Below are 11,549 nucleotides of genomic sequence, written 5' to 3' on the forward strand. Positions count from 1 at the left end.
AGGGCTTATGTCAGGGATACTGAAAGCCGTTTGTCTGTTTGCGGCGCTCTTGTTTGGGAGTCTGGCCCATGCACAGGAGACTCAATGCGCTCGCCAGGTTTTCAAGAGTATGGAGCAGTTGTCCCATACCGTGGTGCAGGGTGAATTCAAGCTGTGGTACGCCACGCAGGGTAAACATGCTTTGGCCGATACGCAGGACTTGAATGGTAATGGCGTGCCAGACCGGATTGATGATCTCTTGCTGCAGTTGCAAGCAGCACGAGACTTCTATTCAGATGTTTTGCATTTGACACCGCCGTTACGCCAGCCACGCTACGCCCAGGCACACACCATCAATGTCTATGTACTGGCCATGCGTAAAGGCAACGGTCTGGCGTTCCATGAGCCAGTCCAAAGCCGTCCTTCCCGCAAGGCGGATTCGGAGCCCTGTGGCTTGCGTATCTACGTGAATAATCAGCTGGATCCCAGCCGTAACCTGACACCGGCCCACGAGCTATTCCATCTGTATCAATACGGCTATGCCATGTTCAAACGCCCCTGGTATCTGGAGGGGATGGCTCGTTTGATGGAAACCGCTTTTGCCGGGCCAGAGCGTTTGCAACGCTATCAGCAAGCTTCTTCCGGCCCTGTTTCTTGTCAGGACGTAATCGGGGAGTCCTATTCGGCTGTACGCTTCTGGTGGGAGCAGCAAGACGCACAAGCTATTGAAATTCCTGCCTCTTTGAGCCGTCTACGTTATATCGATGGCACTCCCGTCTTTACGAATCAACGCTTCAAGCATGGCGAGATGGTCAAACGGGTGCTGGAGGAACTGGGGGATTTAAGTCGCAATACGGCGCAAAGTATGGACTTGCCTAGTTATCGTTGGCCAGTCCGTGAGCAAGGCTCCAAAGATTTTGATGCGCCTATGTGTCAGGCCTTGGCTAAGATTTTGCATTGAGTCTGCTGATGCGCAGCGTCAAGCATTTCCTGGCTGTTTACCAGTCTTTAGCCCGCCACACCGCAGGCAGCCTGCTTCTGATCGTCCTTCTGGTCCTGTGCTCTTTAGCTTCCCTGCTGATCAGCCTGGTTTTGCCCTGGCAGTTATTGACCGCCATTGATGGCCGCAGCTCGGTGCGCTGGCATTGGTTGATTGCTGACCAGCCGGTGATGGCGATTGGTCTGATCGTCCTGGTGGCCTTTGTGGTGCACGTTATCTGTGAGTGGGCCATTGGGCTGGTTGGAAAACATGGTGCACAGAAGCTGTTGGATGAGTATGCCAAGATCGGCTTGCCCAGCGGTTATCAGGGCAAGACACGCAAGTACTTCATGATTCTGGCTCGCTTGTTGTCGTCCAGTATTTTGTTGTTGGCGGTATTGCTTTTGCTGCTGTGGGTGTACCCCTCGCTGGCCTTGGGAATGGCTGTGTATTTGCTGGTGTGGCTGCTATTGGCTGTGCTCGCGTGGTATTACCCCTCGTTTCGAGTGCTGGTGCAGGCAGAGAGCCTGTCCAAATACGGTTGGCATTTGGGTTTCATCTTTGTACTGGCCTGGATTGTCTTTACCTATCCCTACGTGCAGGCCCCGGCGGTGGTATGGATTGTGATCTGCGTGATTGCCTGCAGGCAGATGCTGATTCAGCTATTTACCTCCTTGCTGCGTGTGCAACTGCTTTGGAAGAATCAGGAGCAGGTGTTTCTACTGTTCCTGCCTGATCGTGTGCAAAGCGCTAAAGCTATTCAAGAACCCTTGAGTTTGCAGAAGTACATTCAGGATATGTCTGTGCCCTATACCGGTTTGACGGAGTTGACGACGCTTCTGGGTCTGAAAGGTCAGATCAGGCAGGCCTCCTGTTTTCTGGTGGAAAAGGGGCATGCCGCGTATGTGTCCTTGCTTCAGGAACCGGCAGGGGATCACAGCAGTACCAGCCTGCTCAAGCTTTACGATGCCAGCCGGCAGACGGTGGGCGAGCATGAGCGCACCTTGCTGGAACAGGCGTTGCCGCATTGGCCGGTGCCACCTTTGCTGGCCGTGCATCAGGACAAGGATTTACAGGCCTTGATCTGGCCGTGGGAAGCGCAGGCGCAGTGGTTAAGTGAATCGGAAAAACGCAAATGCGGGACATCCTTACGGACACGTTTGCTGGCCTGTTCGATTTCCGAGGACTTGCAGGCGCGCTACGAACGTGCGAATGCCCCTTTGCATGAGCGCTGGTTCAAGGAACTGGATTGGCAAGCATGTCTCCTGATGGCCGAGGACGAAGCGGCAAGAGAGCGCCTGGATAGTTTCCGGGACAAGCAGCTTGTGATTTCAGAGCGCTTGGAAGCCTTGCCAAGGCAACTGGTCTTGCCCAGCCTGTTGGGCAGACGAGTAGCCCGCAGTCCCGCGGGCCAGCATTGGTTGATGAGTTGGAGCCGCTGGCAATGGATGCCTGCGGGGGCGGGGTGGCCGTCAGCAACATCGCCCGCCGTGATGCGACAAGCCTTGCAAGAGGCCTCCGCGTATCGGCGTGAGCTGTTGGCGGTTGATATTGAGGATGCCATGCTGGCTTGCCAGATTTATGCGCTCTGGTCCCGAAGTGTGGCCAGGAATCTGTCCATGGCCGATATTCTGATTACGCGCTGTTTGTCTTTACTGCCAGCCGAATAGGCCCACTGAACAGGTGTTTTGTGGCTTTTGCAGGCAGCTCCTGTACTGAAATTTCTCTTACCAGAGCCCACGATGAAATTTAAATTTCATCGTGGGCTTTGTGCTTTCATCGTCAGGATGCAGAAATTTATTCAAGCAAGGGTTTATCCCTTGTTTTCCTCTGAAGGCCTTATTTAAAGCCGTTTTTGATCAAGGCTGGCCCGTCTGTTTTTTCCTTTTTTTTCATCCCCAAGGGTAAATACGGAGCCAAATCATCACATCCATAATTGAAATTAAAATTTTATTAAGTATTATATGAAAAACAAATTTCAATTTTAGGTTGTGTCATGGTCATCAAAGATTCGATCCTGGATATTCTCGATGTCCTGCCCAGTGCGGAGCGGCGTTTGGCCGATGTGGTCCTGTCTCATATGGGGCAGTTGGCTACTTATTCCGCCCAGGAACTGGCCGAGAAAGCAGGTGTATCGGCGGCTACCGCGGTGCGCTTTTTCCGGCGTTTGGGTTTTAACGGTTTTAACGAGTTCCGGGTCACGGCCCGTGAGCAAATGGGTGACGGCGCTCCCTTCAAGCGTCTGCACTCCATGTCCAGCAGTGGTATTCAGGCTGATATGACGCCGTTTATCAATGCAGATGTGCAGAACATTTCCACCACCTTCCAGAGCATCACTGAACAGCATCTGGATAACTTCACCCAAGCGGCTCTGAAAGCACGACGCATCTGGGTGTTTGGTTTCCGCAATGGCCAGATCCTGGCGTGCTATGCCCACTCTTTATTGCAGCAGTTGCGCCCGGATGTGCATCTGGCGGTGGGCACGGTGGCTCATCTGACCGAGCAACTGGCTGATGTAGAAGCAGGGGATCTGGCTCTGGTGATGGACTTTCGTCGCCGCTCGGTGCTCTTGCCTTCCTTGGTGGAGCATCTGCGGGGCGAGTCGGTACAGATGGCTTTTTTGACGGATGGTCTGGAAAGCTCCTTGCTGCGTTCGCAAGACATCGCGTTCACGGTGGCGACACGCGGGGAGTACTTGTTTGACTCGCATACCGGCACGCTCAGCCTGATCAATTACCTGGTCAGCCGGGTAGCCCTGCAGGCCGAGACGCAGGTTGCGCGCAAGTTACAGAAGATTGAATCCATCCATCGCAGTTTTCAGGACTTGAAGTCCAATAATTAAACCCATAAAAGTGGAGCAGACATGAACAAACATGCCGTTCGGGAGCAAGGCGCGGTGCAACTGTATCTGAACCCTCGTTGCGTTCAGGACAGCCAGGAATACGACGCCTCCTTGCAATCGATTTTGTCGGTAGCCGCCTACGAGCAGGCTCAGGCCAGCATTGTGCAGTGGCCCGGTTACGCGCCTACCCCTTTGCGTCATTTGCCCGGTCTGGCCGCGCAGATGAAGGTGGGCGGGGTGTACTACAAGGATGAGGCCGGTCGTTTTGGTTTGGGCAGCTTCAAGGCCTTGGGCGGTGCTTATGCCGTCAACCGTTTGCTACTGCGCCAGCTGCAAGCCCATACCGGCAATTCCAACTTGACGCTGGATGATCTGAAAAAACCTGCCTACAAGGACTTTATTGCTGGCTTGACCGTGACCTGCGCGACCGATGGCAATCATGGCCGTTCGGTGGCCTGGGGGGCGAAGAATGCCGGTTGCCAGTGCGTGATCTATATCCATGAGCACGTCAGTTCCGGTCGTGAACAGGCGATTGCGTTCTATGGGGCCAAGGTGGTGCGCGTGCCCGGCAATTACGATGACTCGGTGCGCCAGGCCGCTGAAGATGCCAAAGAGCATGGTTATTTTGTGGTGTCCGATACGTCTTACCCCGGCTATATGGATGTGCCCAAGGATGTGATGCAGGGTTACACCGTCATGGTGCAGGAAGCCCTGGACCAGATCGGTTCGGGCAAACCTGTCAGCCACGTCTTTATTCAAGGTGGTGTGGGTGGTTTGGCGGCAGCCGTGTGCGCTCATATGTGGGAGCGCCTGGGTGCCCAGCGTCCTCGTCTGATTGTGGTTGAGCCGAACAAGGCTGATTGCCTGTTCCAAAGTGCTGTGCAAGGTAAGCCCGTCACGGTCACCGGCGATTTGAATACGGTGATGGCCGGTCTGGCTTGCGGCGAAATCTCCTTGCTGGCCTGGGAAATTCTGGACCCCGGTACCTATGCCTATATGACGCTGGAAGATGATGCCGCCTTGCAAACCATGCGCCGTCTGGCCCGTGCTGATAAAGGTGATGCGCCGATTGTGGCGGGTGAGTCTGCTGTGGCCGGTGTGGCCGCTTGCATGGCTGCGTGCGAGCAAGCGGATTGGCGTCAGGCCTTGGGCATTGATGAAAACAGCCAAATTATGTTTTTTGCCAGCGAAGGCGATACCGATGCAGAGCTGTATCAGCGCATTGTCGGTATGAGCGCCAAAGAAGTGCTGGCTCAGGAGCCGGTATGAACAGCCCAGCCAGCACTTGTTTAGCCATTAATGGCGAACGCCTGCTGCAGCGTATTGCGCAGTTGGCGCAGATTGGTGCGATCGACGGGGGCGGTGTGTGCCGCCTGGCCCTGACGGACGAGGACAAGGCGGGCCGCGATCAGGTGGTCAGTTGGATGCGTGATCTTGGTATGAGTGTGGAGATCGATCAGATCGGCAACATTATCGGGACACGTGCTGGCCGTCTGGATGTGGCGCCGGTCATGACGGGTTCGCACATTGATACCGTGCGTACCGGCGGACGCTACGACGGCAATCTGGGTGTGCTGGCTGGACTGGAAGTGGTGGCCAGCTTGAATGATGCCGATGTGCAGCTGGATCGTCCCTTGCAAGTGGTGGCCTTTACCAATGAAGAGGGCGCGCGCTTTGCACCGGACATGATGGGCAGTCTGGTGTTTCAAGGTGGCTTGTCCTTGCAAGAGGCACTGGACACCGTGGGCATTGATGGCAGCACCGTGCGCGAGAACCTGGAGCGTATTGGCTACGCCGGTTCCGTGCCTTGCGGCCAACCCGATGTACATGCCTATATGGAACTGCATATTGAACAGGGCCCGGTTCTGGAGCATGAAAGCATTGATATCGGTGCAGTGACGGGCGTGCAAGGGATTTGCTGGTTGGAATTTGAAGTGCAGGGTGTATCCAACCACGCAGGCACCACTCCCATGCACCTGCGCCATGATGCCGGTGTGGTGGCTCAGCAGATTGGCAGCTTTGTGCGCCAGCTGACTGAACGCTATGGCCCGCCGCAATTGGGCACGGTAGGGCGCTGCGAGCTGTTTCCGAATCTGGTCAATGTGATCCCCAGCAAAGCCGTGTTTACCGTGGATTTGCGCAATGTGGACAAGGCCAGCCTGGACCAGGCCGAGCAGGAAGTGCTGGATTTCGCCCGGCAAGCGGCCGAGCGCGAGGGTGTGCAGATCAAGCATCGCCATCTGGCCCGCTTTGATCCTGTGCAGTTTGATGAACGCTTGATCAGCAAGGTCGAGCAACACGCCAAGGATCTGGGCTGCTCGGTCAAGCGCATGCCCAGCGGTGCCGGACACGATGCGCAGATGCTGGCACGTTCCTGCCCCACAGGTATGATTTTTGTACCGAGTGTGCGTGGCCTGAGCCACAACCCGGCAGAGTTTACCCACGACAAAGACTTGATAGCGGGATGTTCGATTCTGCTATCGACCTTGGTGGAGTTGGCCCGTGAATAAGCAGTAAACCCCTGATGACGGGACCGCCGCCACAAGAGCAAAGGCGGACCGCTTTTAACTACCTGGAGAGACAAAACATGAGCAACCTGCTTAAGGACCGCTTGCGTCCTGCCAAATCGTTAGCCGCCGTCTGGGCTGCCCTTGCCATCACCGCTATTGCCCCCGTGGCTGTCAGTGCTCAAACCACGCTGACCGCCGTGATGGAAGCGCCTTTGCGCTCCCTGGACCCGGTCATTACCACCTCCTACATCGTGCGCAACTACGGCTATATGGTGTACGACACCTTGCTGGCAGAAGATGCGCAGGGACAGGTCAAACCCCAGATGCTGGAAGGCTGGAAAGTGTCCGAGGACGGCCAGACCTACACCATGACTTTGCGTGAGAACCTGCGCTGGCATGATGGCTCGCCCGTCACGGCTGAAGATGCGGTCGAGTCCATCAAGCGCTGGATTCAGCTGGACAAGATGGGCCAGATCATGACGGAGTTCCTGACCAAGATGGAGGTCGTGGATGATCGCTCCTTTGTGATGCAGTTCTCCTTCCCGACCGATATTGCCCTGCGCGCCATGGGCAAGCCCAGCTCCTTGCCTTTGTTCGTCATGCCCAAGGATGTGGCACGCACGCCCGTCAGCCAGGCGATTACTTCTACCGTGGGATCGGGACCATTCCGATTTGTGGAGAAGGAATACCGCCCAGGCGTGCAGGCGGTGTTCGAGAAAAACCCGGACTACGTACCCCGTAATGAGCCAGCCAGCGGTTTGGCCGGTGGCAAGCAGGTCAAGGTAGACCGTGTGCGTTGGGTCGCCATGCCGGATGCCATGACCGGGGTGAACGCGCTGCGCAGTGGCGAGATTGATGTGATCGACCAGGTTCAGCTGGACCTCTTGCCCTTGCTGCAAAACGAGTCGGATATTGTTCTGAATGCGTCCACGGCTCGGGGTGCGCAGACCGAGATGCGCTTTAACTTCCTGCAGCCGCCATTCAACAACAAGCAAGTACGTCAGGCCGCCATGATGGCGCTGAACCAGAAGCCCTTGATGCAGGCGCAGGTCGGCAACCCGGAATACTTTGAAACGTGTGGGGCGGTGTTTGGCTGCCACAGCGTATTCCCGTCACAAGCCGGTTCTGAAGCCTACTTCAAGGGTGATGCCGCCGGTGCGAAAAAACTGCTGGAGCAGGCCGGTTACAAGGGCGAGCCCGTGGTCTTGCTGCATCCCACTGACTTCCTGACCTCGCCCGTGGTGCCGGTGATTGCCCAGCAACTGCGCAATGCCGGTTTCACCGTCAACGTGGAAGCCATGGACTGGCAAACCGTGCAGACACGTCGCACCTCCAAGCGTCCCGTGCAAGAGGGTGGCTGGAGCATCATCACCACCTATTCGGGTCTGGTGGACGTGAGCAATCCGCTGAGCTTCATGGCGGTAGCCTCTAACGGGGACAAGGCCTGGTTTGGCTGGCCGGATGTTCCTGCCATTGAAAAGACACGCATGGAATTTGCCCGCGCCAGCGGCGAGTCCGAGCTGGGTCGTTTGGCCACGGACCTGCAAAAACACATCATGGATGAAGGTGTGATCGTCCCCCTGGGTGAGTTCAAGATGGTTAGTGCCGTGCGCAAGAACCTGAATGGCTTTCTGCAAACCCCGGTTCCGGTCTTCTGGAATGTGGAGAAGCGATGATTGGGCTTATTTTCAAGCGCGTACTGGCCACCATCCCGGTATTGCTGATTGTGGCGCTGGTGATCTTTGTGGTCCTGCGCATGACACATGGCGATGCCGCGGTGCTGGTGGCGGGGGATAACGCGACAGATGCACAGATCGCGGAAATCCGTCACCAGATGGGGCTGGACCAGCCCGTGCCGGTGCAGTTCGTGCAGTGGCTGGGCAGCATGGTGCAAGGGGACTTTGGCACGTCCCTGATCTCCAGCCGTCCGGTCAAGGATCTGGTGCTGGATCGTCTGGGACCTACGGTTTCGCTGACCTTGTTGACGTTGGCCTACACCCTGGCTATTTCGATTCCGCTGGGGGTGTGCTCGGCCTGGTACAGAGGCAAGTCTCTGGATCGCTTTGTGATGGCCGGGTCGGTTGCCGGGTTCTCTGTGCCGGTATTCATCGTGGCTTACTTGTTGATTCTGCTGTTCTCGCTGGAGCTGCGCTGGTTGCCGGTACAGGGCTACAAGCCCCTGAGTGAAGGTCTTTGGGAGCACTTGCGGCATTTGATTCTGCCTGCGGTATCCCTGGGTACGGTGTATATCGCCCTGATTACCCGCATTGTGCGCACCAGTGTGATCGATACCTTGAACGAGGACTACATCCGCACTGCCCGTGCCAAAGGCCTGAACGAGCGTCGTGTCCTGACACGTCACGCCCTGGGCAATGCGGCGGTTCCCATCCTGACGATTATCGGCATCAGCATCACCATGCTGATCGGCGGGGTGGTGGTAACGGAATCGGTCTTCAACATTCCGGGGCTGGGACGGTTGGTGCTGGATGCGGTGCTGTCCCGCGACTTTACGGTGATTCAGAGCCTGATCGTGCTGTTTTCGCTGGTGTATGTAGGGGTGAATCTGCTGATTGATATCTCCTACATGCTGGTCGATCCCCGTATCGATTATTGAGCCCTCGCTTTTTACAGGTAGAACAATATGCAAAAGCTCAACAAATTGAAGAAAGTGGTCGCCAGCAATTCGGCCCGTGCCGCCTTGCTGTTCCTGATCCTGATGGCTGCCATGGCGATTTTTGCTCCCTTTCTGGGAACGCAAGATCCCACTCAACTGGACCCCAGCGTGCGTTTGCAACCGCCTTCCGAGCAGTTCTGGCTGGGGACGGATGCGCTGGGCCGGGATCTGTATTCCCGTGTGGTGTACGGGGCGCAAGTGTCCTTCATGGTGGGTTTCGGTGTCCTGGCCATCAGCGTGTTCTTTGGCGTGATTCTGGGTTCGCTGGCGGGTTATTTCCGTCGTCTGGACGCGGTCATCATGCGAGTGATGGATGGGGTGATGGCTATCCCTGGCATCTTGCTGGCCATTGCGCTGGTGTCGGTGTCCGGTGCCAGCCTGACCACGGTACTGATCGCCATAGCCATCCCGGAGATCCCTCGCATGACGCGGCTGGTACGGGGCGTGATTCTTAGCGTGCGTTCCGAGCCGTATGTGGAAGCGGCCATGACGGTGGGGACCTCGGCCTACGTGATTTTGTCGCGCCATATGTTCCCCAACACCTTCGCACCCTTGATTGTGCAGGGCACTTATGTGTTTGCTTCGGCGGTGCTGCTGGAAGCGATCCTGAGTTTCCTGGGGGCGGGCATCCCTCCCGAGATGGCCTCCTGGGGCAACATCATCGCTGAAGGTCGCCTGTACTTTCAGCTGATTCCCGGCATCGTGCTGTACCCCGGCATTGTGCTGTCCATCACCATTCTCAGTATCAACGTCCTGGGCGACGCCTTGCGCGATGCTCTGGATCCCAAGCTGGTCACACGGCTGTAAGTGACGAGGGCAGGAGACATAACAATGAATACCTCTACGACCAAGCCCCAATGTGTTTTGTCGGTGAAGGACTTGTGTATTGAAACCAAAGCGGCTAATCCCCGCCAATTGGTGAACAAGCTCAGCTTCGACGTGTATGCAGGCGAGACCCTGTGTATTGTGGGCGAATCCGGCTCGGGCAAATCCTTGAGTTCCTTTGCCATCATGGGCTTGCTGCCGCCCGATACCTTGCGTGTCAGCCAGGGCAGTATCGAGTTGATGGGCGAGAACCTGCTGACCATGAACAAGGAGCATTTGCTGTCCTTGCGCGCTTCGGCCATGTCCATGGTGTTTCAGGAGCCCATGACAGCCCTGAATCCAGTGCAGCGGGTGGGTGAACAGATCGACGAAGTGATCCGTATCCACGAGAAGAACAGCTCCCGGCAGGAGCGTCGCCAACGTGTGATCAATATGCTGGAGCGTGTGCGTTTGCCGGAGCCGGAAAAGCTCTTCATGGCCTATCCGCATGAGCTGTCTGGTGGTCAGCGCCAGCGCATCATGATTGCCATGGCCTTGATCTTGCAACCACGTTTGTTGATTGCGGATGAACCCACCACGGCACTGGACGTGACCACGCAGAAGCAGATTTTGAGTCTGATCAAGGAACTGCAAAGCGAATGCGGTACCTCGGTGATCTTCGTGACGCACGACTTTGGAGTGGTGGCGGATATTGCCGACCGGATTCTGGTGATGAAGCGTGGCGATAGTGTGGAGATGGGCACGTGTCAGCAGATTCTGTCCAACCCCAAAGAAGCCTATACCCGCTCCCTGATTGCTTCCGTGCCCAATGTGCATCCGCCTGCAAAAGAGGAAGTGCAAAACGAGGTCGTGCTGAGCGCCCGTGGTTTGGGCAAGGTCTATGGCTCGGACTGCTGGTTCTCCAAGGGGCGCAAGATGCACGCGCTCAGCGACATCAATCTGGATATACGCCGTGATGAAGTGCTGGGTGTCGTGGGGGAGTCCGGCTCGGGCAAGTCCACTTTGGCGCGCTGCATTATTGGCCTGGTTGAGGCCAGCTCGGGGCAAATCACCCTGAATGGTGAAACCTTGCCCGCCGCCTGCAAGGACCGCAGCCTGGCGCAGCGGCGCAAAGTGCAGATCGTGTTTCAGGACCCGTATCGCTCGCTGAATCCTCGCGTGACGATTGGCCAGTCTTTGACAGAAGGCATGCACAACATCGGCGTCGATCCCAAAGTCGCTATTGAACGCGTGACCGAAGTTTTGTCCATTGTGGGCCTGGACGCCGATGTGCTGGAGCGCTATCCGCATCAGTTCTCGGGTGGTCAGCGGCAACGGCTTTGTCTGGCCCGCGCCATTGTGATGGAGCCGGATGTGCTGATTGCGGACGAATCCGTGTCGGCGCTGGATGTGCTGGTGCAAGAGCAGGTGCTCAAGTTGCTGGTCGATATCAAGCGCAAAACCGGCGTGGCCATCCTGTTCATTACCCATGACTTGCGTGTTGCCGCGCAGATTTCTGACCGCATCGTGGTGATGCAAAAGGGTCGGATTGTGGAGGCCGGAGACCCAGGGCGTGTCATTAGCCAGCCTAGCCAGGCTTACACCCGTGAACTGGTGGAATCCGCACCCGGTGTGCATTGGGATTTTCAGAATTTTTGTGCTTATGCCTGATTAACACGGCTGTTGAGGCTGTGTTGATCGTGCAGGGCTAAATCCCGCTTCTGGAAAGAGGCAGGGCGTACCGAATCCCGCCTAGGGCGG

General features: G+C 56.6%; 9 protein-coding genes. All 9 read left to right on the plus strand.

The window, feature by feature from the left end; all coding sequences use genetic code 11:
• Positions 1-7 precede the first annotated feature (7 nt).
• The 9 genes from DUD43_RS09540 to DUD43_RS09580 all read left to right on the plus strand — a co-directional run bounded on the left by DUD43_RS09540 (position 8) and on the right by DUD43_RS09580 (position 11,459).
• Positions 8-940: a peptidase gene (locus DUD43_RS09540; protein WP_153230096.1), complete on the plus strand. Its 933-nt coding sequence runs from the start codon at positions 8-10 to the stop codon at positions 938-940.
• Positions 937-2,628, plus strand: a complete 1,692-nt coding sequence (locus DUD43_RS09545; protein WP_153230097.1) for a hypothetical protein — start codon at positions 937-939, stop codon at positions 2,626-2,628. The genes DUD43_RS09540 and DUD43_RS09545 overlap by 4 nt, the downstream gene beginning before the upstream one ends.
• A gap of 326 nt (positions 2,629-2,954) precedes the next feature.
• Positions 2,955-3,800 (plus strand): MurR/RpiR family transcriptional regulator, encoded by an 846-nt coding sequence (locus DUD43_RS09550; RefSeq protein ID WP_153230098.1) that lies wholly within the window; start codon positions 2,955-2,957, stop codon positions 3,798-3,800.
• 21 nt (positions 3,801-3,821) lie between these two features.
• Positions 3,822-5,069 carry a diaminopropionate ammonia-lyase gene (locus DUD43_RS09555; RefSeq protein WP_153230099.1) on the plus strand — a complete coding sequence of 416 codons (1,248 nt, stop codon included), beginning with the start codon at positions 3,822-3,824 and terminating at the stop codon, positions 5,067-5,069.
• Positions 5,066-6,310: a Zn-dependent hydrolase gene (locus DUD43_RS09560; protein WP_086069504.1), complete on the plus strand. Its 1,245-nt coding sequence runs from the start codon at positions 5,066-5,068 to the stop codon at positions 6,308-6,310. The genes DUD43_RS09555 and DUD43_RS09560 overlap by 4 nt, the downstream gene beginning before the upstream one ends.
• A 77-nt stretch (positions 6,311-6,387) precedes the next feature.
• Positions 6,388-7,986, plus strand: a complete 1,599-nt coding sequence (locus DUD43_RS09565; RefSeq protein WP_153230100.1) for an ABC transporter substrate-binding protein — start codon at positions 6,388-6,390, stop codon at positions 7,984-7,986.
• Complete coding sequence (locus DUD43_RS09570) at positions 7,983-8,924, plus strand: ABC transporter permease (RefSeq protein ID WP_009454334.1); 942 nt, start codon at positions 7,983-7,985, stop codon at positions 8,922-8,924. The genes DUD43_RS09565 and DUD43_RS09570 overlap by 4 nt, the downstream gene beginning before the upstream one ends.
• Positions 8,925-8,951: 27 nt before the next feature.
• The gene (locus DUD43_RS09575; protein WP_009454332.1) at positions 8,952-9,791 is read left to right on the plus strand and encodes an ABC transporter permease; all 840 of its coding nucleotides are present in this window, start codon (positions 8,952-8,954) and stop codon (positions 9,789-9,791) included.
• 24 nt (positions 9,792-9,815) lie between these two features.
• The gene (locus tag DUD43_RS09580) at positions 9,816-11,459 is read left to right on the plus strand and encodes a dipeptide ABC transporter ATP-binding protein (protein WP_153230101.1); all 1,644 of its coding nucleotides are present in this window, start codon (positions 9,816-9,818) and stop codon (positions 11,457-11,459) included.
• Positions 11,460-11,549 lie beyond the last annotated feature (90 nt).

This window comes from Alcaligenes faecalis (genome assembly GCF_009497775.1).
Taxonomy (GTDB): Bacteria; Pseudomonadota; Gammaproteobacteria; order Burkholderiales; family Burkholderiaceae_B; genus Alcaligenes; species Alcaligenes faecalis_D.

Coding starts and splice junctions, on each gene's coding strand:
- DUD43_RS09540 (WP_153230096.1), top strand. CDS start 8: ATGTCAGGGATACTGAAAGCCGTTTGTCTGTTTGCGGCGCTCTTGTTT.
- DUD43_RS09570 (WP_009454334.1), top strand. CDS start 7,983: ATGATTGGGCTTATTTTCAAGCGCGTACTGGCCACCATCCCGGTATTG.
- DUD43_RS09565 (WP_153230100.1), top strand. CDS start 6,388: ATGAGCAACCTGCTTAAGGACCGCTTGCGTCCTGCCAAATCGTTAGCC.
- DUD43_RS09580 (WP_153230101.1), top strand. CDS start 9,816: ATGAATACCTCTACGACCAAGCCCCAATGTGTTTTGTCGGTGAAGGAC.
- DUD43_RS09555 (WP_153230099.1), top strand. CDS start 3,822: ATGAACAAACATGCCGTTCGGGAGCAAGGCGCGGTGCAACTGTATCTG.
- DUD43_RS09575 (WP_009454332.1), top strand. CDS start 8,952: ATGCAAAAGCTCAACAAATTGAAGAAAGTGGTCGCCAGCAATTCGGCC.
- DUD43_RS09560 (WP_086069504.1), top strand. CDS start 5,066: ATGAACAGCCCAGCCAGCACTTGTTTAGCCATTAATGGCGAACGCCTG.
- DUD43_RS09550 (WP_153230098.1), top strand. CDS start 2,955: ATGGTCATCAAAGATTCGATCCTGGATATTCTCGATGTCCTGCCCAGT.